Origin of the sequence: Enterobacter sp. IF2SW-B1, from assembly GCF_001743375.1 — a bacterium.
In the GTDB taxonomy this organism is placed as follows: Bacteria; Pseudomonadota; Gammaproteobacteria; order Enterobacterales; family Enterobacteriaceae; genus Enterobacter; species Enterobacter bugandensis.
The window spans coordinates 280292-304274 of record NZ_MJAA01000003.1 but is presented as its reverse complement, the minus strand read 5'-3'; the positions used below and the strand labels follow the sequence as shown (position 1 = coordinate 304274).

Annotated in this window: 18 protein-coding genes; 15 read left to right on the top strand and 3 right to left on the bottom strand. The window is 58.3% G+C overall.

Annotated elements, in window-relative coordinates; all coding sequences use genetic code 11:
* Positions 1–5: 5 nt before the first annotated feature.
* Positions 6–3053 (bottom strand): formate dehydrogenase-N subunit alpha, encoded by a 3048-nt coding sequence (gene fdnG / locus A6013_RS09075; RefSeq protein WP_139128221.1) that lies wholly within the window; start codon positions 3051–3053, stop codon positions 6–8.
* 221 nt (positions 3054–3274) lie between these two features.
* On the opposite strand from fdnG, the gene yddG reads away from it, so the two are divergent.
* Both yddG and A6013_RS09060 read left to right on the top strand, forming a co-directional pair.
* Entirely contained in the window at positions 3275–4153 is an 879-nt protein-coding gene (gene yddG / locus A6013_RS09065) for an aromatic amino acid DMT transporter YddG (RefSeq protein ID WP_069732910.1), read from the top strand.
* 475 nt (positions 4154–4628) lie between these two features.
* Positions 4629–5738 carry a porin OmpC gene (locus tag A6013_RS09060; RefSeq protein WP_028013256.1) on the top strand — a complete coding sequence of 370 codons (1110 nt, stop codon included), beginning with the start codon at positions 4629–4631 and terminating at the stop codon, positions 5736–5738.
* A 55-nt stretch (positions 5739–5793) separates the two neighbouring features.
* Here A6013_RS09060 and A6013_RS09055 read toward each other — a convergent pair whose 3' ends face one another.
* Positions 5794–6738 carry a LysR substrate-binding domain-containing protein gene (locus A6013_RS09055; protein ID WP_047368617.1) on the bottom strand — a complete coding sequence of 315 codons (945 nt, stop codon included), beginning with the start codon at positions 6736–6738 and terminating at the stop codon, positions 5794–5796.
* A 170-nt stretch (positions 6739–6908) separates the two neighbouring features.
* Between A6013_RS09055 and A6013_RS09050 the strand changes: the two genes are divergently transcribed.
* The 7 genes from A6013_RS09050 to A6013_RS09020 are packed head-to-tail and all read left to right on the top strand — an operon-like array spanning position 6909 to position 13359.
* Positions 6909–7859, top strand: a complete 951-nt coding sequence (locus A6013_RS09050; protein WP_047368618.1) for a branched-chain amino acid ABC transporter permease — start codon at positions 6909–6911, stop codon at positions 7857–7859.
* An 8-nt stretch (positions 7860–7867) separates the two neighbouring features.
* Positions 7868–8974: a branched-chain amino acid ABC transporter permease gene (locus tag A6013_RS09045; protein WP_047368619.1), complete on the top strand. Its 1107-nt coding sequence runs from the start codon at positions 7868–7870 to the stop codon at positions 8972–8974.
* Positions 8971–9738, top strand: a complete 768-nt coding sequence (locus A6013_RS09040; protein ID WP_048958777.1) for an ABC transporter ATP-binding protein — start codon at positions 8971–8973, stop codon at positions 9736–9738. Before A6013_RS09045 ends, A6013_RS09040 begins: the two co-directional genes overlap by 4 nt.
* Positions 9731–10450 carry an ABC transporter ATP-binding protein gene (locus tag A6013_RS09035; RefSeq protein ID WP_069732909.1) on the top strand — a complete coding sequence of 240 codons (720 nt, stop codon included), beginning with the start codon at positions 9731–9733 and terminating at the stop codon, positions 10448–10450. The genes A6013_RS09040 and A6013_RS09035 overlap by 8 nt, the downstream gene beginning before the upstream one ends.
* A 28-nt stretch (positions 10451–10478) precedes the next feature.
* Complete coding sequence (locus tag A6013_RS09030; RefSeq protein ID WP_069732908.1) at positions 10479–11636, top strand: branched-chain amino acid ABC transporter substrate-binding protein; 1158 nt, start codon at positions 10479–10481, stop codon at positions 11634–11636.
* Positions 11637–11653: 17 nt separating this feature from the next.
* Positions 11654–12136 (top strand): L-2-amino-thiazoline-4-carboxylic acid hydrolase, encoded by a 483-nt coding sequence (locus tag A6013_RS09025; protein WP_028013263.1) that lies wholly within the window; start codon positions 11654–11656, stop codon positions 12134–12136.
* Complete coding sequence (locus A6013_RS09020; RefSeq protein ID WP_069732907.1) at positions 12133–13359, top strand: Zn-dependent hydrolase; 1227 nt, start codon at positions 12133–12135, stop codon at positions 13357–13359. The genes A6013_RS09025 and A6013_RS09020 overlap by 4 nt, the downstream gene beginning before the upstream one ends.
* Before the next feature lie 66 nt (positions 13360–13425).
* Here A6013_RS09020 and A6013_RS09015 read toward each other — a convergent pair whose 3' ends face one another.
* Positions 13426–14913 carry an MFS transporter gene (locus A6013_RS09015; protein WP_069732906.1) on the bottom strand — a complete coding sequence of 496 codons (1488 nt, stop codon included), beginning with the start codon at positions 14911–14913 and terminating at the stop codon, positions 13426–13428.
* A 118-nt stretch (positions 14914–15031) separates the two neighbouring features.
* On the opposite strand from A6013_RS09015, the gene A6013_RS09010 reads away from it, so the two are divergent.
* From A6013_RS09010 to narI, 6 genes are all read left to right on the top strand, one after another.
* Positions 15032–15607 carry a TetR family transcriptional regulator gene (locus A6013_RS09010; RefSeq protein WP_028013266.1) on the top strand — a complete coding sequence of 192 codons (576 nt, stop codon included), beginning with the start codon at positions 15032–15034 and terminating at the stop codon, positions 15605–15607.
* A 209-nt stretch (positions 15608–15816) separates the two neighbouring features.
* Positions 15817–17202, top strand: a complete 1386-nt coding sequence (locus A6013_RS09005) for a NarK family nitrate/nitrite MFS transporter (protein WP_069732905.1) — start codon at positions 15817–15819, stop codon at positions 17200–17202.
* A 67-nt stretch (positions 17203–17269) separates the two neighbouring features.
* Complete coding sequence (locus A6013_RS09000; RefSeq protein ID WP_069732904.1) at positions 17270–21010, top strand: nitrate reductase subunit alpha; 3741 nt, start codon at positions 17270–17272, stop codon at positions 21008–21010.
* Positions 21007–22551 carry a nitrate reductase subunit beta gene (narH, locus tag A6013_RS08995; protein WP_008501747.1) on the top strand — a complete coding sequence of 515 codons (1545 nt, stop codon included), beginning with the start codon at positions 21007–21009 and terminating at the stop codon, positions 22549–22551. The genes A6013_RS09000 and narH overlap by 4 nt, the downstream gene beginning before the upstream one ends.
* Positions 22551–23246: a nitrate reductase molybdenum cofactor assembly chaperone gene (narW, locus tag A6013_RS08990; protein WP_048999890.1), complete on the top strand. Its 696-nt coding sequence runs from the start codon at positions 22551–22553 to the stop codon at positions 23244–23246. The genes narH and narW overlap by 1 nt, the downstream gene beginning before the upstream one ends.
* The gene (gene narI, locus A6013_RS08985) at positions 23243–23923 is read left to right on the top strand and encodes a respiratory nitrate reductase subunit gamma (protein WP_023306265.1); all 681 of its coding nucleotides are present in this window, start codon (positions 23243–23245) and stop codon (positions 23921–23923) included. Before narW ends, narI begins: the two co-directional genes overlap by 4 nt.
* The last annotated feature ends 60 nt before the right edge of the window (positions 23924–23983 follow it).

Sequence of the window (23983 nt, the reverse complement as noted above, 5' to 3'; positions counted from 1 at the left end):
GCTCCTTACGCTTTCTCGATGTTGACCAGAAACGCTTTGTACTCCGGCGTTTGCGAGTTGGAATCGCCGACGTTTGGCGTCAGGGTGTTGGCGATATAGCCTTTCTGCGCCACCCCTTCAAAGCCCCAGTGCAGCGGGATACCGACGGTTTCCACCTGCTGGCCGTGCACGTTCAGACTTTGCAAGCGACGGGTCACCACCGCCACCGCGCGAATAAAGCCGCGCTTGCTGCTTACCTTGACGCGATCGCCGTTGGCAATGCCTTTCGCCTTCGCCAGCGTTTCGCTTATCTCCACAAACTGTTCCGGCTGCGCGATGGCATTAAGCCGCGCGTGCTTGGTCCAGGTGTGGAAATGCTCGGTCAGGCGGTAGGTCGTCCCCACGTACGGGAATTTGTCCTTTTTGCCTAAGCGCAGCACGTCCTCTTCGTAGATGCGCACCACCGGGCTTGAGACCACGTTCGGGTGCAGCGGGTTGGTCCCCAGCGGCGTTTCCATCGGCTCGTAGTGTTCCGGGAACGGCCCTTCTGCCAGCTTGTTGAGGGCGAACAGACGCCCCAGCCCTTCCGGCTGCATGATGAATGGTCCGGTGTTGCTGCCCGGCGCGGCGGTGTTGTAATCCGGAATGTCGTTCCCCGTCCACTTCGCCCCGTTCCACTGGATCAGCATCCGTTTCGGATCCCACGGCTTGCCGTTGATATCCGCCGACGCGCGGTTGTACAGCACGCGACGGTTCAGCGGCCACGCCCATGCCCAGCCCAGCGTGTTGCCCAGGCCTGACGGGTCAGCGTTATCGCGATTCGCCATCTGGTTACCCTGCTCCGTCCAGCTGCCGGTGTAGATCCAGCAGGACGATGCCGTGGTACCGTCGTCACGCAGCAGCGCAAAGCTGTTCAGCAGCTGGCCTTTCTTCGCCACCAGGCTGCCATTGGTGTCGTAGAGATCCGCCAGCGCCACGCCGTTGTTCTCTTTCGCGACTTCCTCAGACTCAGGACGATCCGGCTGCTTGTAGTGCCAGCTCATCTTCAGCAGCGGCTCAGCGCCTTTGCCGCCTTCGCTGCGGTACATTTCGCGCAGACGATGATAAATGCCGGCCAGGATTTCGCCGTCGTTACGCGCTTCGCCCGGTGCGTCCTGCCCTTTCCAGTGCCATTGCAGCCAGCGGCCGGAGTTGGCAATAGAGCCGTCCTCTTCCGCAAAGCAGGTGGACGGCAGGCGGAACACTTCGGTCTGAATCGACGCCGGATCGACATCGTTGGATTCCCCGTGGTTCTGCCAGAAGGTGGAGGTCTCGGTCACCAGCGGATCGATAACCACCATGTACTTGAGCTTGCTCAGGCTGCGCACGACTTTGTTTTTATCCGGGAATGACGCCACCGGGTTAAAGCCCTGGCAGATATAACCGGTGACGTCGCCCTTATCCATCATGTTGAAATACTTAATGACGTCGTAAGCCTGGTCCCACTTGGGCAGCCACTCAAAGCCCCAGTCGTTCTCCTTCTGCGCCGCGTCGCCGTAGAAGGATTTCATCAGGCTGACGTAGAACTTCGGATAGTTGCTCCAGTAGTTTACCTGGTCCGGCAGCGTTGCTTTTGGCGTATTAGCTTCAAGATACGCTTGCAGACTGGCCTGCTTTTCCGAGGGCAGCGTCAGGTAGCCCGGCAGGCTGGTGGAGAGCAGGCCGAGATCGGTTAAGCCCTGAATGTTAGAGTGTCCGCGAAGGGCGTTCACGCCGCCACCGGCCATCCCCATGTTGCCGAGCAGCAGCTGGATCATCGCCATGGTACGGATGTTCTGCGCGCCCACGGTGTGCTGCGTCCAGCCCAGCGCATACAGGAACGTGGTGGTTCTGTCAGCGGCGCTGGTGGAGGCCAGCACCTCGCACACCTTCAGGAAGTCCGCTTTCGGCGTGCCGCAGATGTTCTCCACCACGTCCGGCGTATAGCGGGAAACGTGCTGCTTCAGCAGGTTCCACACGCAGCGCGGATGCGTCAGCGTTTCATCCCGCATCGCATAGCCGTTTTCATCGAACTGATAGTTCCAGGACGTTTTGTCGTACTGGCGTTTTTCAGCGTCATAGCCGCTGAACAGCCCGTCATCGAAAGCAAAATCATCCCGCACCAGCAGGTTCGCGTTGGTGTAATGCTTAACGTAGTCCGCGTTAATTTTGTTGTTTTCGATCAGGTACAGCAGCACGCCGGAGAGGAACGTAATGTCCGTACCGGAGCGGATCGGCGCATAGATATCGGCCACCGATGCCGTACGCGTAAAGCGCGGATCGACGACGATGAGCGTCGCATCGTTGTTGTTTTTCGCTTCCATCGCCCAGCGGAATCCCACCGGATGGGCTTCAGCGGCGTTACCGCCCATCACCACCACGACGTTGGCGTTTTTAATATCAACCCAGTGGTTGGTCATCGCACCGCGACCAAATGTTGGAGCAAGACTTGCTACCGTTGGTCCGTGTCAGACGCGCGCCTGGTTGTCTACCGCCAGCATGCCGAGAGAGCGCACAAATTTTTGCGTCAGCATGCCGGTTTCATTGCTTGCCGCAGATGCGCACAGCATCCCGGTAGAGAGCCAGCGGTTGACCGTCACGCCCTGCTCGTTCTTTTCAATAAAGTTGGCGTCACGGTCGGCTTTCATCAGTTTTGCAATACGGGAGAACGCCTCATCCCAGGAGATGCGCTGCCATTTGTCGGAGCCCGGCGCGCGGTATTCCGGGTAGCGGAGGCGGTTTTCGCTGTGGACATAGTCCAGCAGTCCCGCCCCTTTCGGGCACAGCGCCCCACGGCTCACCGGATGATCCGGATCCCCTTCAATATGGTAAATCGCTTCTCTGGCGTTCTTCGCGCCATCGCCCAGGCTATACATCAATAGCCCACAACCCACGGAGCAGTATGTGCAGGTGTTACGGATCTCTTTCGCACGCAGCAGCTTATAGTTGCGTGCCTGAGCCAGCGCCATTTTGGGAGCAAATCCCAGCATTGCGGCTGTGGTTCCGGCCATACCGCCCGCGCAGATTTTGAAAAATTGTCTGCGGCTGACGTCCATTGTTGTCCTCGTTATCTGATAAGACTTCGCGCCGCAAACTAACATTAAAGCCCCTGTTTTTTTTGCGTCAAATCAAGGTCGCCTGACGTCGCCCCCTTAATAGTCACCGCTGCCGCGTTTGAATACCCCTTAAGGGTTAAACACGTAAGAGAATAATTCGCGACAGGGTCAGAATTAATGCTATACATTTTCCCTTTGATTTTATTAGCGATGAAAACGTAATGGACAGAAAGAGAGCAACGCTCACGGGGCTGGCGGCGATACTGCTATGGAGCACAATGGTGGGCCTGATTCGCAGCGTAAGCGAGGGGTTGGGGCCCGTCGGCGGCGCGGCGATGATTTACACCCTCAGTGGGTTATTGTGCCTGGTAACGGTAGGATTTCCTGATATTAAACGTTTTTCACCTGGGTATCTTATTGCAGGCAGCGTACTGTTTGTCAGTTACGAAATTTGTCTGGCGTTGTCGTTAGGCTATGCCGCCACGCGAGCGCAGGCCATAGAAGTCGGTATGGTTAATTATCTCTGGCCGAGCCTGACGATCGTCTTTGCTATTTTATTCAACGGACAGAAATCAACGCTGTGGGTCGTCCCCGGTTTAGCTATCGCTCTGCTCGGCGTGTGTTGGGTATTAGGAGGTGAGCAAGGATTACACATTGATGAAATAATCCGCAATGTCGTCTCTAATCCCCTTAGCTATACGCTTGCCTTTGCCGGAGCATTTATCTGGGCCGCCTACTGCACCGTAACCGCCAAATTTGCCAAAGGGCAAAACGGTATTACCCTCTTTGTTTTGCTCACTGCGCTGAGCCTGTGGGTGAAATATACCCTTAGCGATCAGCCAGAAATGGTGTTCAGCTTTCCGGTTATCGTGAAGCTCGTTATGTGCGGCATTGCGCTTGGGTTTGGCTATGCGGCATGGAATATTGGCATTCTGCACGGTAACGTCACGGTGCTGGCTGCCGTATCCTATTTTACTCCCGTGCTCTCTGCCGTGCTTGCAGCCGTGCTGCTAAGCTCACCCCTCTCTTTTTCGTTCTGGCAGGGCGCGCTGATGGTCTGCGCCGGGTCATTGCTCTGCTGGTACGCTACACGAAAATAGGGTCCAGATTTATGCCGGGTTCGATTAAATCCGGCAGAAAAATTAACATAAATTTAATATGTGATCACATCGTAATATATTAATCAGAACATTAGTGCATTTGTTGATGTTCTGTTTATATTAGCTTCCTTCGTCAATTCCCCCGACATCAAATTGACATAACCTGACACCGCTGCGTAACTACTTCCCTGCGAATATTACCGCTGTTAATAACACGAAATGCAATAATATTCGCCATCATGGTTGCCAAAAAATAAACTCATTCTGATTAAATAATCGCCACAATATTTTATTCAGCCGTCATTAACCCGATCTCGATCACACTAAATGAAATTATTACTCATATTTTGAAACTTATTATTGAAAGACAACTACAAGATTTTTAAAAATAGCACGCCGTTGACGAACAGCCTCGTTTAGAAATCGTTCGCGATGGTTCAGGAAATACTGAAAAAAATTATAAGGAATATTTAAGATGAAACTTAAATTAGTTGCAGTGGCAGTCACTTCCATGTTGGCAGCAGGCGTTGTAAACGCAGCTGAGATTTATAACAAAGACGGTAACAAGCTGGATCTGTACGGTAAAGTGACAGGTCTGCACTATTTCTCTGATGACGCAGGCGCAGACGGTGATAAAACCTACATGCGTATCGGCTTCAAGGGTGAAACCCAGGTTAACGACCAGCTGTCCGGTTATGGCCAGTGGGAATACCAGATTCAGGGTAACAAGGACGAAGGCGACAACCAGTCCTGGACCCGTGTGGCCTTCGCAGGTCTGAAGTTCGCTGAAGCCGGTTCATTCGATTACGGTCGTAACTACGGCGTGATTTACGACGTGACCTCCTGGACCGACGTTCTGCCAGAATTCGGCGGTGACACCTACGGTGCCGACAACTTCCTGCAGTCTCGTGCAAACGGCGTGGCAACTTACCGTAACCAGGACTTCTTCGGTCTGGTTGACGGCCTGAACTTTGCCCTGCAGTACCAGGGTAAAAACGGCAGCGTAAGCGGTGAAAACACCAACGGCCGCAGCCTGCTGAACCAGAACGGCGACGGCTACGGCGCGTCCCTGACTTACGATCTGGGTGAAGGCTTCAGCGTCGGTGGTGCAATGTCTTCCTCTCGCCGTACCGCTGACCAGAATGCGGCTGGCGTATACGGTGAAGGCGACCGCGCTGAAGTGTACAGCGGCGGCGTGAAGTACGACGCGAACAACGTTTATCTCGCGGCGCAGTACTCTCAGACCTATAACGCAACCCGTTTCGGCACCTCTAACGGTAACCGCAGCGACATCTACGGCTTTGCAAACAAGGCGCAAAACTTCGAAGTTGTGGCTCAGTATCAGTTCGACTTTGGCCTGCGTCCATCCATCGCTTACCTGCAGTCTAAAGGTAAAGACATCGAGAACTTCGGCGACCAGGATCTGGTTAAATACATTGATGTCGGCACCACCTACTATTTTAACAAAAACATGTCCACCTACGTGGATTACAAAATCAACCTGCTGGACGACAACCAGTTCACTCGCCAGGCAGGTATCGGTACCGACAACATCGTGGCGCTGGGTCTGACCTACCAGTTCTAAAATCTTGTCTGTCAAAAAGCCAGCGTAACACGCTGGCTTTTTTTATCTTCCGCTTTTACCCGACAGACAACTCCCCGCCTGCCGCCCGACGCAGCCAGGTTTGCAGCAGCTTGCCGTCTTCGGTCATCTCTGAATCTGAGCGCACGCAGAGGTAATAATCGCGCCCGTCATCAATCGGTAAGTCAAATATCTTGACCAGCTCGCCGCTCTCAAGATATGGCGCAATCAGCGGCTCCCGCATGAGCGCACATCCCAGCCCGGCCTGAACGCCCGCCAGCGTCAACAGCCCGTCTTCAAACAGCGGGCCGCTGCGCCGGAGTGGACGTTTTACCCCCTGCAACAAAAACCACTGCGTCCAGCTCGTACGCTCTTCATCGTGCAGCAGCGGCATTTGCAGCAGCTGTTCAGGCGTGTCGATATGGCCATGTACGCGCAAAAACGCGCGGCTGCACACCGGCACCATCTGGCCGGAAATCAGCTTTTCACTCTGATACCCCGCCCACTGCCCGTTACCAAAACGAATCGACATATCCGACGCGTCGCTCAGATAGTTACGGTGATTGGCATACACCACGTTGATCTCGGTTTGGGGATTGGCGCGCATGAACGCAGGCAAGCGCGGGATAAACCACCCCATACCAAAAAGCGGAATCAGGCTGATGGTGACCTGACGCGTTTGCGCCTGCTCCGCCAGGTGCTCCGTCGCCTGGCGCAACACGTTAAAGGCCGCACGGATCGAGCGGTAATATTCCCGCCCGTGCTGGCTCAGCACCAGCCTGCGTCCCTGACGTTCCGTGAGCGGCATTTGCAGGTATCCTTCGAGCACCTTGAGCTGATGGCTGACGGCCGACGGAGAGATATCCAGCTCCTGCGCGGCCAGCGTGACGCTCCCCAGCCTGGCGATGGCCTCGAATGCACGTACGGCCCGAAGCGGCGGATCGTTTGCCAGGCGGCTCTCTGCAAACGCCGTCAGGCTCACCAATTGTTCTGTTTTATTCATATGTTGATTTCTTTAGGCTTTTTACCCAAAAGCAGGCATTAACTATTTTCATTTAAATCATAAACATAAAACAATATTTATTTATCATAAGAAATAATAGATGCGTATTTTACAATTTAATTCATTTATTGGATGGTAGCCGCAGAACGAGCACTTTGCGGGAACAGACGTTGGATACACTCATACAACAACTGATCAACGGTGTGATGCTGGGAAGCATCTACGCGCTGATCGCGCTGGGCTATACCATGGTGTATGGCATTTTGCGCATTATTAACTTTGCCCACGGCGATATTCTGATGGTCGGCGCGCTCACCACGCTCTCCGCCATTAACGCCCTGAATACCACCTTCCCGCATATGCCGCTGCTGTTGCAGCTCGGCGTTGCCCTGATGATTGCCATGGCCGTGTGCGCCCTACTGGCCATGGCCGTGGAGCGCTTTGCCTACCGTCGACTGCGCAACGCTCCGCGCCTGGCGCCGCTGATCTCGGGTATCGGCGTCTCCGTCCTGCTGCAAACCGTGGCGATGATTATCTGGACGCGCAACCCGCTGATGTTTCCGCAGATCTTGCCCATGGATCCGATTACCGTGACGTCAGGAAGTGAAATGCACCCTCCCGCCATCGTGACCGTTACCGGTATTGTCACCGTGGCGCTGGCGCTGGCGGTGATGACCGGGCTTTGGCTGCTGGTGGAATACACCCGCCTGGGGCGCGGCATGCGCGCCGTGGCGGAAAACCCGCGCGTGGCCACGCTGATGGGGGTTAACCCAAACGCCATTATCACCCTGACGTTTGCCATTGGCGGGGCGTTTGCCGCGCTGGCAGGCGTAATGATGGCCAGCAACTACGGTAACGCCAGCTTCTCGATGGGCTTTTTACCCGGGATCAAGGCCTTTACCGCCGCCGTGCTGGGGGGCATTGGCAACATTCGGGGTGCCATGATTGGCGGCATCCTGCTCGGCATTATCGAAGCGCTGGGCGCAGGCTACCTGGGTGAACTGACCCACGGTGTATTTGGCAGCAACTATCAGGATGTCTTTGCCTTTATGGTGCTGATCCTGGTGCTGGTCTTCCGTCCGGCTGGCCTGCTGGGCGAGCGCGTAGCGCACAGGGCGTAAGGAATACCATGACAACACTTCAAATTCAGGCCCCGGCGACGACGCGCAAATTCTGGTCAGGCATGAGCCTGTTCTGCCTCGCGCTGCTGATTGCACCCGTGGTGGCCACGCAGCTCGGCGGCAACTACTGGGTGCGCGTTATCGACTTCGCCCTGCTCTACATCATGCTGGCGCTCGGGCTCAATATTGTGGTCGGCTATACCGGCCTGCTGGACATGGGCTTTATCGCCTTTTACGCCGTCGGCGCCTACCTCGCGGCACTGATGGCCTCCCCACACCTGCTGGAGGTGTTTCCGATCCTCAGCGTCTGGTTCCCGGACGGGCTGCACACCTCGTATCTGCTTATTATTCCGCTGGCGGCCCTCGTGGCGGCAGTCTGCGGGATTTTACTCGGTGCGCCCACGCTGAAGCTGCGCGGGGACTACCTGGCGATAGTGACCCTCGGCTTTGGCGAAATTATCCGCATCCTGATGCGCAACCTCGACCGTCCGGTAAACATCACCAACGGCGCAAAGGGCATTACCGGGGTGGATACGCTGAACCTGTTCGGCCTGAAGTTTAGCGGCGTCTACCACTGGTTTGGTTTCAAAGTGCCCGCCCTGTGGCTGTGGTACTACCTGCTGATGCTGGTGATTGTAGCGATTATTTTTGTCTGCCTGCGCCTGCAGCATTCCCGTATTGGCCGCGCCTGGCACGCCATCCGCGAGGATGAAGACGTGGCCCGCGCGATGGGCATCAACGTGCGTAACTATAAGCTGCTCGCCTTTGCGATGGGCGCCTCCTTTGGCGGCATAGCAGGTGCGCTGTTCGGCGCGTTTCAGGGCTTTGTCTCCCCGGAATCCTTCACCTTACAGGAATCGATTGCCGTACTGGCGATGGTGGTGCTGGGCGGTATGGGGCACATACCGGGCGTGATCCTGGGCGCGGTACTGCTTACCGCCCTGCCGGAACTGCTGCGCAGCCAGGCAGCGCCGGTTCAGCAGGCGCTGTTCGGTACGGTACTGATTGACCCGGAAGTGCTGCGCCAGCTGTTTTACGGTCTGGCACTGGTGCTGGTCATGCTGGTGCGCCCGTCAGGCCTCTGGCCGGTACGCCACAAGGAGGTGAAGGCATGAGCCTGTTAACCGTACGCAACATGTCAAAACGCTTCGGCGGGCTGACTGCCGTAGATGACGTTTCGATTACCGTCAACAGAGGGGAAATCTACGGGCTGATTGGCCCCAACGGCGCGGGAAAAACCACCTGCTTTAACCTGATCACCGGGCTTTATCCGGCGGACAGCGGTGAGTTTTCGATTGCCGATAAGCCCTACTTCCCAAAGCACATAGAGAAAGTCACTGCCGCCGGGATTGCCCGCACCTTCCAGAACGTGCGCCTCTTCAACGAGATGTCGGTGCTGGAAAACGTGATGGTGGGCCGCCACGTGCGCACCCGTAACGGCCTGTGGGCCGCGCTGAGCCGCCATAAACGCGCCCGCGAGGAAGAGAAGCAGACCCGCGAGCTGGCCTGGCACTGGCTGGACTATACCGGCATTGCGCAGTTCGCCCACTATCGCGCCTGCGATCTGGCCTATGGTCATCAGCGTCGCCTTGAAATCGCCCGCGCGCTGGCGACGGATCCGCTGCTGCTGGCGCTGGACGAGCCCGCCGCCGGAATGAACGCGGCGGAAAAAGTGGCGCTCGGCGAGCTGCTCATCCGCATCCGCGATGACGGCAAAACCCTGCTAATGATTGAACATGACGTCAAGCTGGTGATGGGCATCTGCGATCGCCTGACGGTGCTTGATTACGGTAAAACGCTCGCCAGCGGTACGCCGGAAAGCGTGCGGCGCGATCCGGCAGTGATCGCCGCCTGGCTTGGAGGTAACGCCCATGACTGAATTACTGAAGGTAGAACGTCTGGACGTGCATTACGGCGGCATTCAGGCCGTACGCGATGTCTCCTTTACCCTGCACGAGGGCGAACAGGCTACGCTGATCGGCGCTAACGGCGCGGGGAAAAGCTCCACCGTGCGCGCCATTACCGGGCTGGAAAGCTTTAGCGGCAGTATTGAATTCAACGGTAAGCCGGTCCGCAAACAGAGCCCGGAGACCCTGCTTCACGACGGGCTGGTGATGGTCCCGGAGGGCCGCGGGATCTTCTCCCGCATGACGGTACTGGAAAACCTGCAGATGGGCGCCTGGCTAAGACGTGACACTGTCACCATTAAGCGCGAGATGAACGAGATTTTCGAACGCTTCCCGCGTCTGGGCGAGCGCCAGCATCAGCTTGCCGGGCTGCTGTCCGGCGGCGAGCAACAGCTGCTGGCCCTTAACCGCGCCCTCCTCAGCCGCCCGCGCCTGCTGATCCTCGACGAGCCGTCGATGGGCCTTGCCCCGAAGATGGTCGAGAACATATTTGCCGTTATTGCCGGGCTGCGCGAGCGCGGTGTCGCCCTGCTGCTGATCGAACAAAACGCCCGGCTCGCGCTGGAAGTGACCGACAGCGCATGGGTGATGGACAGCGGCAGCATTGTTCATCATGGCGAATCGACAGCACTGCTTCACGACGACCAGATTGCACACATTTATTTGGGCGAAATGCCCGTTTAACCACATCAGCCAACATCAGGGAAATACAATGAAAACATTAAAAATCAGCGCGCTCAGCGCCGCTATTCTGCTCGGCGGTTTTGCCTCAACGTCCTCGTGGGCCGCCGACGGTGAAACCGTGGTTATCGGTCTGGCAGGCCCGCTCACCGGCCCGTCCGCCCGTATCGGGAAAGATCTGGAGAACGGCGCGCAGCTGGCCATTGACGACGTTAACAAGCAGCATCCGACCATCGGCGGCAAAGCGGTCACCTTCAAACTGCAGTCCGAAGACGATCAGTCTGACCCGCGCACTGCCGTAGCCGTCGCGCAGCGTCTGGTGGACAGCGATGTGGCGGGCGTGGTCGGCCACTGGAACACCGGCACCAGCATTCCAGCGGCCCGCGTTTATCACGATGCGGGCATCGCCCAGGTAGCACCGGTCGCGACCGGTCACGCCTATACGCAACAAGGTTTTGATACCAGCTTCCGCGTGATGGGACACGACGATGACGGCGGCCAGCTCGCCGGTCAGTACGCGGTTAACACCCTGAAAGCCAAACGCATTGCGGTGATCGACGACCGTACCGCCTTCGGTCAGGGGCTTGCAGACCAGTTTATTAAATCGCTGGAAGCCCAGGGCGTGAAAATTGTCGACCGTCAGTACGTGGATGACAAAACGGTCGATTTCAGCGCCGTGCTGACCGCCATCCGCAGTAAAAACGCCGATCTGATCTTCTTCGGCGGCGTCGACAGCCAGGCCGCACCGCTGGCTCGCCGCATTAAACAGCTGGGCATGAATGCCACGCTGATGGGCGCAGGCGGATTCGTCAGCCAGACGTTCCTGAAGCTGGCGCAGAAAGAAGGCGAAGGCGTTGTGGCGCTGGAGCCGGGCCTGCCCGTTGACCAGATGCCGGGTGGAAAGGCATTCGAACAGGCCTACCAGGCCCGCTATCACACCCATATCGAACTGCACGCCCCGTTCGCCTATGACGCCACCCGCGTGCTGGTTGCGGCGATGGAAAAAGCAGACTCCGTTGAGCCATCAGACTATCTGCCCGCCCTGCGCGCCATCAGCTATTCCGGCGTTACCGGACAGATCGCGTTTGATAAAGAGGGCAACCTGAAATCGCCGTCGTTCACGGTCTATAAGGTTGTCGACGGCAAATGGCAGCCGCAGACCGTGCTGGGCGGCGCAAAAGCGAAGTAACGCAGCGAGGCAATGTGATGAGTGATAATAATGAGCTGGGCATTCTCGCCCGCCGCAAAATTGAAGCTGAAATTATTAAGCCAATTTATGAAATCCTGGTGCGCGAGATAGGGAAAGCCCGCGCCCAGGCGGTGATTGGCGAGGCCATTGAGCAGGCCGCGATTGACGCTGGTAAAGGGTTTGCCAGCAAAGAACCCAACGGCGCGAACATCAAGAGCTTTATCGCCCTGCAGTATCTGTGGGAGAAAGATAACGCCCTGGACGTGAAGGTGATCGACGCTGACGACCAGCAGTACAACTACAACGTGACCCGCTGTCGCTACGCGGAGATGTACCACGAGATGGGGCTGGGCGAGATCGGTCATCTGCTCTCCTGCGCGCGCGATGAAAAATTCATCGTTGGCTATGCGCCGGACGTAGAGCTAACCCGCACCACGACCATTATGCAGGGCGGTGCGTGCTGTGATTTCCGCTACCGCAGCGGTAAGGACAAGCCATGATCCGCGTCAACGCCGAACGGCTGTGGTCAACGCTTGAGATGATGGCGCAGATCGGCGGCACGCCCGCCGGTGGCGTCACCCGTCTGGCACTGAGCGAGGAGGATCGTATTGCGCGTAACCTGCTGCGCGACTGGGCGCTGGACGCCGGTTTTACCTGTGACGTCGACAGCATGGGCAATATGTTTATCCGCCGCGCGGGGAAAAACCCGCAACTCGCGCCGGTCATGACCGGTTCGCACGTGGATACCCAGCCGCTGGGAGGGTACTACGACGGGGTTTACGGCGTACTGGCCGGGCTGGAGCTGCTGCGCACCCTCAATGACCATCACCTTGAGACGGAGCGTGACATCGTGCTGGTCAACTGGACCAACGAAGAAGGCGCGCGCTTTGCGCCAGCCATGCTCGCTTCAGGGGTCTGGACGGGGCAATTTAGCGAAGCGTACGCCCATGCCCGCGCGGATAGCGACGGTATCAGCGTGGGTGAAGCGCTGGAAAGCATCGGCTACCGGGGTGAAGCCCCTGCCCGCGCGTTTCCGGTTCACGCCTGCTACGAGCTGCACATCGAACAGGGCCCGATTCTGGAAGATGAAGCCCTGGATATCGGGTTAGTCCGCGCGGCAATGGGCCAGCGCTGGTTTACCCTGACGCTGGACGGGTTTGCCGCCCACGCGGGCACCACGCCAATGCACAGCCGACGCGACGCGCTGACCGCGTTCTCGGAGCTGGCGCTGAAGGTGGAGGAGATTGGCTATCGGCACGCGCCGGACGGACGTGCGACCATCGGTATGGCGCAGGTTACGCCAAACTCGCGCAACGTCGTGCCGTCTCGGGTGGTCTGCAGCGTGGAGTTTCGCCATCCGGCGCTGACGGCACTGGAAGCCATGGAGGCGGCGCTGCATAAGGTGGCTGAAAGCCTGAGCCTGCGCGGCGTGGCGGCTGTCGTTGAGCGCATTTTTGACTACGCCCCCATCGCGTTTGATGCCGAATGTCTGGCCCGCACGGAGAAGGCCGTGGCGGAACTGGGCTACTCGGCGAAACCGATGGTCTCCGGCGCGGGACATGACGCCTGCTATGTGAGCAAAATTGCCCCTGCCAGCATGATTTTTATCCCCTGCGTGAAGGGCATCAGCCATAACGAAGCGGAAAGGATCCTGCCAGAGTGGTCGGAGAAAGGTGCGAACGTGCTGTTGCACAGCGTCCTGTCCGCGGCCCAGGAAAAATAAACCGGGTGGCGCGGCTCGGACAACCGCGCCCGTAGGCCCGGTAAGCGCAGCGCCACCGGGCGTGTTTTACGGCTTCGGCACCTTCGCCAGGCTAAACCAGATCCCCACTGCCAGCAACAGCAGCATTCCGCCCGCACACCCCAGCGCCACGCTGTGGGAGGTAATAAACGCACTTTTCGCCGCCTCAATCACCGGCTCCGCGAGGGACGGCGTCAGCTCCTGCGCCACCTTCATCGCTTCACCAATGGATGACGAGGCTTTATCGACGAGCGAGGCATTCAGCCCCTGCGGCAGGTCAATGGACGCCGAGAAGCTGCGGGTCAACAGCAGACCAAAAATAGCGATCCCCAGCCCGGCGCCCAGTTCATAGGACATGGTTTCAATCGCCCCTGCGGCAGCGGCTTTCTCCTTCGGCGCGGCAGCCATAATGGCGGAGGTCGAGGCCAGCAGCGCGCTTGCGGCGCTAAAGCCAAGCAGAACCATCAGCCCCCACGCCTGCCACTGCTGCGTGCTGAAATCAAGCATCGACAGGCCGATGAAGCTGACAGCGCTAAGCCCCATCCCCCCGGCAGCGACAATGCGCAGCCCCAGGCGGCCCACCAGCACACCGGCAATCGGCCCGCTGAATCCGCTTGCCACCATCACCGGGAGCATAAACATGCCCGCCTCGAACGGCGTAAAGCCGTGAACAAACTGCAGCTCCTGGGCCATCAGCAGCTCAAACCCGACCAGGGCAATCATGGCGGTCATCGCCATTACCACGCCGCTCAGAATGATGCGATGGCAGAACAGGCGCATATCGATCATCGGCACGCGGGCGCGAAGCTGAATACGCACGAAGATAAACAGCAGCACCGAGCCGGTCACCAGCGCGGAGGCAACCAGCCACGGCGACAGGACGCCTTTGAGCGCGGTTTTGGCACTGTAGACCAGCAGCAAAATCGCCACAATCAGCATGAGCGCATGGCTGATATTTAACGGCTGCTCAGGACGCCCTTCCTGCTGCGGGACAAAGCGCGCGGCAAGGGTAACGACAATAAGCACAATCGGCACGTTGATTAAAAACACCGATCCCCAGTAAAAATGCTCGAGCAGCATACCGCCAATCAGCGGACCAAACGCCGCCCCGCCGGAACCCACTGCCGCCCAGACGCCGAGCGCGATGTTGCGATCTTTCGCGTCGGTAAACAGCGTGCGGATCCCCGCAAGCGTAGCCGGAATGATCATTGCCGCACCGATCGCCAGCGAGGCGCGCGCCGCTATCAGCCACCCTGCCGACGGTGCAAACGCGGCCGCCAGGGACGACAGGCCAAACAGCGTGCTGCCGATCATCAGCAAGCGTTTAAAGCCAATGCGGTCACCCAGGGCACCCATCGGCAGCACCATCCCCGCCATCACCAGCGAGTAAATATCAATGATCCACAACAATTCGTTACCGCTGGCACCCAGCGTCATGCTCAATGTCGGCGCCGCCACGTGCAGCACCGTCGCGTCAATCGCCACCGGGATGTACACCAGCACGATAATTACTAACGCTAACCACTGACGAAACATAAATTTCCTTTTCATTTTAAACATGGACACATGTCCAGAATCCGATCCTACGTAAAGTTGAACGACTGTCCAGCTTTTTGTTACACTCGTTTCGGTCTTATTGAGAGTAGAGAAAAAAATGCGCTATTTGAGCAAGGAAGAGCGGCGGGAAGCGATCTTACAGGCCGCGATGCGCGTGGCGCTGGCCGAGGGGCTGGCAGCCATGACGGTACGGCGCATTGCCGCAGAAGCGGGCGTCGCGACCGGGCAGGTCCACCACCACTTTGCCTCCGGCGGCGAGTTAAAATCGCTGGCGTTTGTGCGCGTGATCCGCGAGCTGCTGGATGCCGACGTGGTGGGTGAAAACGCGGGCTGGCGGGAACGGTTGCACAGCATGCTCGGCAGTGACGACGGTGGCCTTGAACCTTACATTCGCCTTTGGCGGGAAGCCCAAATTCTCGCCAGCCGTGATCCCGAGATCAAAGCGGCTTATGTCCTCACCATGGAGATGTGGCATCAGGAAACCGTGGCGATTATCCGCGCCGGGGCTGATGCCAACGCGTTCACGCTTACCGATCGGGCGGAAAATATCGCCTGGCGTTTAATAGGGCTGGTTTGTGGCCTGGATGGGATCACCGTATTAAATATGCCTGAAATGGACGATGCGGCATTTAATAAACATCTCGACAAACTTATCACGCTGGAATTGTTTTAATACTCCTTCCGGAGTATAAATTGCGCAAAATGTTACAATTAGTAACACATTAAGCGAGCCCTTATTTTCATTCTAATCTCGGGGGTTCGCTTTTTTATCTATCCTTTCAGATGTATCCCAAAGCATCCCAAAAAACCAATTACACTTCTTTAATCATCTTTTTGTTTTTACTTCATTTTTCTCTCAAACATGGTAAGCAAGAGGGCGATATGTCGCAACAAAGTGATAAAAGTAATCCCCATCTGTTGAGTAACTGGAAACCTGAAAACGCGCAATTTTGGGAGAATAAAGGAAAACATATCGCACGAAGAAACCTATGGATTTCTGTAGCTTGCCTGCTATTAGCGTTTTGCGTGTGGATGTTATTTAGCGCCGTTGCGGTCAATCTGAATAAAGTCGGATTTGATTTCACCACCGATCAGCTTTTTATGCTAACGGCATTACCTTCACTCTCTGGCGCGATATTGCGCGTGCCCTACTCGTTTATGGTGCCAATATTTGGCGGACGCTACTGGACGGTATTGAGCACCGTTATCCTGATTATCCCCTGCGTCTGGCTGGGGATAGCCATTCAGGACACCGCGACACCTTACTGGGTCTTTATCGTGATTGCCCTGCTCTGCGGTTTTGCCGGGGCCAACTTTGCCTCCAGCATGGGTAACATCAGCTTCTTCTTCCCGAAGGCCAGACAGGGCAGCGCGCTGGGCATCAACGGCGGGTTGGGAAATCTGGGCGTCAGCGTGATGCAGCTGTTTGCTCCGCTGGTGATTTTCCTGCCAATGTTTACCTTCCTCGGCGTGCACGGCGTACCGCAGGAGGACGGTTCAACGATGTGGCTGGCCAATGCGGCCTGGGTCTGGACGCCGCTGCTGCTGCTGGCAACCCTTGCGGCGTTTTTTGGCATGAACGATATCGCCAGCTCTAAAGCCTCTATCGCCAGCCAGCTGCCGGTACTGAAGCGCTTTCACCTCTGGCTGCTGAGCCTGCTTTATCTTGCTACCTTCGGCTCGTTTATCGGCTTCTCGGCGGGCTTTGCCATGCTGTCGAAAACCCAGTTCCCGGACGTGAACATCCTGCACCTCGCTTTCTTTGGCCCCCTGATCGGCGCGCTGGCGCGTTCGGCGGGCGGGATGGTCTCTGACAGGCTGGGCGGCGTGCGCGTCACGCTGATTAACTTCGTCTTTATGGCTATCTTCAGCGCCCTGATCTTCCTGACGCTCCCCGGCTCTGGCTCCGGCAGCTTTATCGCCTTCTACCTGGTCTTTATGGGCCTGTTCCTCACCGCCGGGCTGGGCAGCGGTTCGACCTTCCAGATGATCGCGATTATCTTTCGCCAAATCACCCTCGACCGCGTCAAGAAGCAGGGCGGCACGGACGAACAGGCGCAGCATGAAGCGGTGACGGAGACCGCCGCCGCGCTGGGCTTTATCTCCGCCATCGGTGCCGTTGGCGGGTTCTTCATTCCCAAAGCTTTTGGCACCTCGCTGGCGATGACCGGATCGCCGGTTGGGGCCATGAAGGTCTTCCTCGTGTTTTACATCGTCTGCGTGTTGGTCACCTGGCTGGTGTATGGCCGTAAATCCTTAAAAAAATAAAAACTACATCTTCGCCGGAGCGTGATGCATCGCACTCCGGCCATGCTATCGAAGCAGGAGAAATGTCATGAGCAAACTGCTGGACCGCTTCCGTTACTTCAAAACAAAAGGCGACAGTTTCGCCGATGGGCACGGGCAGGTGTATCACACCAACCGCGACTGGGAGGACAGCTACCGCCAGCGCTGGCAATTCGACAAGATTGTGCGATCCACCCACGGGGTAAACTGTACCGGCTCCTGTAGCTGGAAGATTTATGTCAAAAACGGCCTGGTGACCTGGGAAACCCAGCAGACCGACTACCCCCGCACCCGCCCTGACCTGCCCAATCACGAGCCGCGCGGCTGCCCGCGAGGCGCAAGCTACTCCTGGTACCTCTACAGCGCCAACCGCCTTAAGTACCCGCTGGTGCGCCGCAGGCTGATCGAACTCTGGCGCGAGGCGCTGGCGCAGCATACCGATCCGGTGCTGGCCTGGGATGCCATCCAGAACGATCCGCAAAAGGCGCAAAGCTACAGGAAGGCGCGGGGTAAAGGCGGGTTTATCCGCTCAAACTGGAAAGAGCTGAACCAGCTGATCGCCGCCGCTAACGTCTGGACCATCAAAAACTACGGCCCGGACCGCGTGGCCGGTTTTTCGCCTATTCCGGCGATGTCGATGGTCTCCTACGCCGCCGGAACGCGCTATCTCTCCCTGCTGGGCGGCACCTGCCTGAGCTTCTACGACTGGTACTGCGACCTGCCGCCGGCGTCGCCGATGACCTGGGGCGAGCAGACCGACGTGCCGGAGTCCGCCGACTGGTACAACTCCAGCTATATCATTGCCTGGGGCTCGAACGTGCCGCAGACGCGTACTCCCGACGCCCACTTCTTTACCGAGGTGCGCTACAAAGGCACCAAAACCGTTGCGATTACGCCGGACTTCTCGGAGGTCGCCAAGCTCAGCGACCAGTGGCTGGCCCCCAAACAGGGCACCGACAGCGCCCTCGCCATGGCGATGGGCCACGTCATCCTCAAAGAGTTCCACCTCGATAACCCGAGCGATTACTTCCTTAACTACTGCCGCCGCTACACCGACATGCCGATGCTCGTGCTGCTGGACGAACAGGCTGACGGCCGCGTAGTGCCGGGCCGGATGCTGCGCGCCTCCGATCTCGTCGACGGACTGGGGGAGGCCAATAACCCAGAGTGGAAGACCGTCGCCTTCGATATCGCCGGTAACCTGGTGGTGCCAAACGGCTCGATCGGCTTCCGCTGGGGGGAAAAAGGCAAATGGAACCTGGAGCCTCAGGCTGCGGGCCATGAAACAGAACTCACACTCTCCCTGCTGATTACCCACGACAGCGTGGCGGACGTCGCGTTCCCCTACTTTGGCGGCAACGAAAACCCGCATTTTCGCAGCGTGAAGCAGGAGCCGGTGCTGACGCGCCGCGTGCCGAGCAAAACCCTGACGCTCGCCGACGGCAGCCAGAAACGAGTGGTCAGCGTTTACGATCTGGTGCTGGCGAACTACGGTCTCGATCGCGGCCTGGAAGACAGTAACGCCGCAGACAGCTATGACCAGATCAAAGCCTACACGCCCGCCTGGGGCGAGCAGATCACTGGCGTGCCCGCGTACCTGATCGAAAAAATTGCCCGCGAGTTCGCCGACACGGCGCACAAAACGCACGGTCGCTCGATGATCATTCTGGGTGCCGGGGTAAACCACTGGTACCACATGGACATGAACTACCGTGGGATGATCAATATGCTGGTCTTCTGCGGTTGCGTCGGGCAGAGCGGCGGCGGCTGGTCCCACTATGTCGGCCAGGAGAAGCTGCGCCCGCAAACCGGCTGGCTGCCGCTGGCCTTCGCGCTGGACTGGAACCGCCCGCCGCGCCAGATGAACAGCACCTCGTTCTTCTACAACCACGCCAGCCAGTGGCGCTACGAGAAGCTCACCGCGCAGGAGCTGCTCTCCCCGCTGGCGGACGCGTCGAAGTTCACCGGACATCTGATCGACTTTAACGTTCGCGCCGAGCGCATGGGCTGGCTGCCGTCGGCCCCGCAGCTCAACCTCAACCCGCTGCATGTCAAGGCGCGTGCGGACGCGGCGGGCATGACGCCGCAGGAGTACACCGTTCAGGCGTTGAAATCGGGCGATATCCGCTTCGCCTGCGAACAGCCGGACAACGGCAAGAACCACCCGCGCAACCTGTTCGTCTGGCGCTCTAACCTGCTCGGCTCGTCCGGGAAAGGCCACGAGTACATGCTGAAATACCTGCTCGGCACCGAGAGCGGCATTCAGGGGGAAGATTTAGGCTCAACGGACGACGTGAAGCCTGAAGAGGTGGAGTGGCAAACCGCCGCCATCGAGGGCAAACTCGACCTGCTGGTGACGCTTGATTTCCGCATGTCCAGCACCTGCCTGTTCTCCGATATCGTCCTGCCGACCGCCACCTGGTATGAAAAGGACGACATGAATACCTCGGACATGCACCCGTTTATTCATCCGCTTTCCGCCGCCGTTGACCCGGCGTGGGAATCGCGCAGCGACTGGGAGATCTACAAAGGCATCGCCAAAGTCTTCTCCGAGGTGTGCATTGGCCATCTGGGCACAGAAACCGACGTGGTGCTCCAGCCCCTGCAGCATGACTCCCCGGCGGAGCTGTCGCAGCCGTTTGATATTCAGGACTGGCGCAAAGGGGAATGTGACCTGATCCCCGGCAAAACGGCGCCGAACATCGCGGTGGTGGAGCGTAACTACCCGGAAACTTACGAACGCTTCACCGCCCTCGGCCCGCTGATGGACAAGCTCGGCAACGGCGGGAAAGGCATTTCGTGGAACACGCAGAACGAGGTCGATTTCCTCCGCAAGCTGAACTACGTCAAGCTCGACGGCCCGGCGAAAGGCCGCCCGCGCATTGAAACCGCCATTGACGCCTCGGAGGTGATTCTCGCCCTCGCCCCGGAAACTAATGGACAGGTGGCGGTGAAGGCCTGGGAAGCGCTCGGGGAACTGACCGGGCGCGACCACACCCATCTGGCGCTGAACAAGGAAGATGAGAAAATCCGCTTCCGCGACATTCAGGCGCAGCCGCGCAAAATCATCTCCAGCCCGACGTGGTCCGGCCTTGAGAGCGAGCACGTCTCCTATAACGCGGGCTATACCAACGTCCACGAGCTGATCCCGTGGCGCACCCTTTCGGGCCGCCAGCAGCTGTATCAGGATCATCCGTGGATGCGCGCCTTCGGGGAGAGCCTGGTGGCCTATCGCCCACCGATTGATACCCGCAGCGTGACCCACATGCGCGAGATCCCGCCGAACGGCTTCCCGGAAAAAGCGCTGAACTTCCTGACGCCGCACCAGAAATGGGGCATCCACTCCACCTACAGCGAAAACCTGCTGATGCAGACCCTGTCGCGCGGGGGGCCCATCGTCTGGATCAGCGAAACCGACGCGCGCGAACTAGGCATAGAGGACAACGACTGGATCGAAGCCTTCAACGCCAACGGCGCCCTCACCGCCCGCGCGGTGGTCAGCCAGCGCGTGCCGCCGGGCATGACCATGATGTACCACGCCCAGGAGCGCATCCTGAACATTCCGGGGTCAGAAGTGACCGGACGGCGCGGCGGGATCCACAACTCGGTCACCCGCGTCTGCCCAAAACCGACACACATGATCGGCGGCTATGCCCAGCTGGCGTACAGCTTCAACTATTACGGCACCGTCGGCTCGAACCGCGACGAGTTCATCATGATCCGCAAAATGAAAAACATTAACTGGCTGGATGGCGAAGGTCGGGATCAGGTACAGGAGGCGAAAAAATGAAAATACGCTCACAGGTTGGCATGGTTCTGAATCTCGATAAATGCATCGGCTGCCACACCTGCTCGGTCACCTGCAAGAACGTCTGGACCGGGCGCGAAGGGATGGAGTATGCGTGGTTTAACAACGTGGAGACCAAACCGGGGATTGGCTACCCGAAAAACTGGGAGGATCAGGAGGAGTGGCAAGGCGGCTGGATCCGCGGCATTCATGGCAAGCTGACCCCGCGCCTCGGCGGCAAAATGGGCGTGCTGTCGAAAATTTTCGCCAACCCCGTCCTGCCGCAGATTGACGATTATTACGAACCCTTCACCTTTGACTATCAGGATCTGCACCGCGCGCCGGAGGGGGATCACCTCCCTACCGCCCGCCCCCGCTCGCTGATCGACGGTAAGCGGATGGACAAAATCGTCTGGGGGCCAAACTGGGAGGAACTGCTGGGCGGCGAGTTCGAAAAGCGCGCCCGCGACCGCAACTTCCAGAAGATCCAGAAGGAGATGTACGGCCAGTTTGAAAACACCTTCATGATGTATCTGCCGCGCCTGTGCGAGCACTGCCTGAACCCGAGCTGCGTGGCCACCTGCCCGAGCGGCGCGATTTACAAGCGCGAAGAGGACGGCATTGTGCTGATCGACCAGGATAAATGTCGCGGCTGGCGCCTGTGTATCAGCGGCTGCCCGTACAAGAAAATTTACTTCAACTGGAAAAGCGGCAAGTCAGAAAAATGCATCTTCTGCTACCCGCGCATTGAGTCCGGCCAGCCGACCGTTTGTTCGGAGACCTGCGTCGGACGCATCCGTTATCTCGGCGTGCTGTTGTACGACGCGGATCGTATTGAAGAGGCCGCCAGCACCGAGCATGAAACCGATCTGTACGAGCGCCAGTGCGACGTGTTCCTCAACCCGAACGATCCGGCGGTGATTGAGGAAGCGCTGAAACAGGGCATTCCACAGAACGTGATTGATGCCGCCCAGCGTTCGCCGGTCTACAAGATGGCGATGGACTGGAAGCTGGCCCTGCCGCTGCATCCGGAATACCGCACCCTGCCGATGGTCTGGTACGTGCCGCCGCTGTCGCCGATTCAGTCCTACGCGGATGCGGGCGGCCTGCCGCAGAGTGACGGCGTCCTGCCTGCCGTGGAAAGCCTGCGCATTCCAGTGCAGTACCTGGCAAACATGCTCAGCGCGGGCGATACCGGCCCGGTGCTGCGCGCACTGAAGCGCATGATGGCGATGCGTCACTATAAACGCTCCCAGACCGTGGAAGGCGTGACCGATACCCGCGCCATTGAGGAAGTGGGCCTGACCGAAGCGCAGGTTGAGGAGATGTACCGCTATCTCGCCATCGCTAACTACGAAGACCGTTTCGTGATCCCGACCAGCCACCGCGAAATGGCGCGCGACGCCTTCCCGGAGAAAAACGGCTGCGGCTTCACCTTTGGCGACGGCTGCCACGGCTCCGACACCAAATTCAACCTCTTCAACAGTAGCCGCATCGACGCGATTAACATCACCGAAGTGCGCGAACACGGGGAGGGAGAATAATGCAGATCCTTAAAATCATCGCGCTGCTGATTGAGTATCCCGATGAGCTGCTGTGGGAAAACCGCGATGAGGCGCTTTCCCTTGTTGAGCAGGACGCGCCCATGCTGCTGCCGTTTGCGCAGCAGCACCTGAGCGCCCCGCTGCTGGATAAGCAGGCCGAATGGTGCGAGGTGTTTGAGCGTGGTCGCGCGACGTCGCTGCTGCTGTTCGAGCACGTTCACGCCGAGTCCCGCGATCGTGGTCAGGCGATGGTCGATCTGATGAGCCAGTATGAGAAAGCCGGGCTGGAGCTGGACTGCCGCGAGCTGCCCGACTATCTGCCGCTCTACCTGGAATACCTCAGCCTCGTCACCGACGACGAGGCGCGTGAAGGATTGCAAAATGTCGCGCCGATCCTGGCGCTGATTGGTGGTCGCCTCAAGCAACGCGGCGTGGCGCATTACCAGCTGTTTGACGCCCTGCTGACGATGGCCGGTACGCGGCTTTCCAGCGACAGCGTGGCGAAGCAGGTGTCCGGTGAAAAACGGGATGATACCCGTCAGGCACTGGACGCCGTGTGGGAAGAGGAACAGGTGAAGTTTATCGAAGACAACGCCACATCGTGCGACAGTTCGCCGATGCAGCAATATCAACGACGCTTTAGCCAGGACGTCGCGCCGCAGTACGTGGACGTCAGCGCCGGAGGCCCAAAATGACGCATTACCTGAACGTGTTTTTCTATGATATTTACCCGTATATCTGTGCCACCGTTTTTTTCCTCGGCAGCTGGCTGCGCTACGACTACGGGCAGTACACCTGGCGGGCCTCATCGAGCCAGATGCTCAGCAAGCGCGGGATGAACTGGGCCTCTAACCTGTTTCATATCGGGATTCTGGGGATCTTCTTCGGGCACCTGTTCGGCATGTTAACCCCGCACTGGATGTACGCCTGGTTTTTACCCGTCGCGGTTAAACAGCAGCTGGCCATGATTGCGGGAGGCATTTGCGGCGTACTGACGCTGATTGGTGGGTCAATGCTGCTGATCCGCCGCCTCTTCAACCAGCGGGTACGCGCCACGTCCACCACGCCGGATATTATCATCATGAGTATCCTGCTGCTTCAGTGCATCCTGGGGCTGTCGACCATTCCTTTCTCCGCGCAATATCCTGACGGAAGCGAGATGATGAAGCTGGTCGGCTGGGCGCAGGGGATCGTGACGTTCAGGGGCGGCTCATCGGAAATGCTGAGCGGCGTCGCGCCGATCTTCCGGGTGCATCTGGTACTGGGGATGACGATTTTCCTCATCTTCCCGTTCACCCGCCTGGTGCACGTGTGGAGCGCGCCGTTTGAGTACTTTACCCGTCGGTATCAGGTGGTGAGATCGCGCCGTTGATTTTATCGGGTGCGGCTACGCCTTACCCGACCAACGTTCACACTCCCGTAGGCCCGGTAA

What these genes read in the sequence shown, in the direction of transcription:
- yddG (WP_069732910.1), top strand. Translation starts at nt 3,275, where the DNA reads ATGGACAGAAAGAGAGCAACGCTCACGGGGCTGGCGGCGATACTGCTA.
- A6013_RS09060 (WP_028013256.1), top strand. Translation starts at nt 4,629, where the DNA reads ATGAAACTTAAATTAGTTGCAGTGGCAGTCACTTCCATGTTGGCAGCA.
- A6013_RS09055 (WP_047368617.1), bottom strand. Translation starts at nt 6,738, where the DNA reads ATGAATAAAACAGAACAATTGGTGAGCCTGACGGCGTTTGCAGAGAGC.
- A6013_RS09045 (WP_047368619.1), top strand. Translation starts at nt 7,868, where the DNA reads ATGACAACACTTCAAATTCAGGCCCCGGCGACGACGCGCAAATTCTGG.
- A6013_RS09040 (WP_048958777.1), top strand. Translation starts at nt 8,971, where the DNA reads ATGAGCCTGTTAACCGTACGCAACATGTCAAAACGCTTCGGCGGGCTG.
- A6013_RS09035 (WP_069732909.1), top strand. Translation starts at nt 9,731, where the DNA reads ATGACTGAATTACTGAAGGTAGAACGTCTGGACGTGCATTACGGCGGC.
- A6013_RS09030 (WP_069732908.1), top strand. Translation starts at nt 10,479, where the DNA reads ATGAAAACATTAAAAATCAGCGCGCTCAGCGCCGCTATTCTGCTCGGC.
- A6013_RS09025 (WP_028013263.1), top strand. Translation starts at nt 11,654, where the DNA reads ATGAGTGATAATAATGAGCTGGGCATTCTCGCCCGCCGCAAAATTGAA.
- A6013_RS09020 (WP_069732907.1), top strand. Translation starts at nt 12,133, where the DNA reads ATGATCCGCGTCAACGCCGAACGGCTGTGGTCAACGCTTGAGATGATG.
- A6013_RS09015 (WP_069732906.1), bottom strand. Translation starts at nt 14,913, where the DNA reads ATGTTTCGTCAGTGGTTAGCGTTAGTAATTATCGTGCTGGTGTACATC.
- A6013_RS09010 (WP_028013266.1), top strand. Translation starts at nt 15,032, where the DNA reads ATGCGCTATTTGAGCAAGGAAGAGCGGCGGGAAGCGATCTTACAGGCC.
- A6013_RS09005 (WP_069732905.1), top strand. Translation starts at nt 15,817, where the DNA reads ATGTCGCAACAAAGTGATAAAAGTAATCCCCATCTGTTGAGTAACTGG.
- A6013_RS09000 (WP_069732904.1), top strand. Translation starts at nt 17,270, where the DNA reads ATGAGCAAACTGCTGGACCGCTTCCGTTACTTCAAAACAAAAGGCGAC.
- narH (WP_008501747.1), top strand. Translation starts at nt 21,007, where the DNA reads ATGAAAATACGCTCACAGGTTGGCATGGTTCTGAATCTCGATAAATGC.
- narW (WP_048999890.1), top strand. Translation starts at nt 22,551, where the DNA reads ATGCAGATCCTTAAAATCATCGCGCTGCTGATTGAGTATCCCGATGAG.
- narI (WP_023306265.1), top strand. Translation starts at nt 23,243, where the DNA reads ATGACGCATTACCTGAACGTGTTTTTCTATGATATTTACCCGTATATC.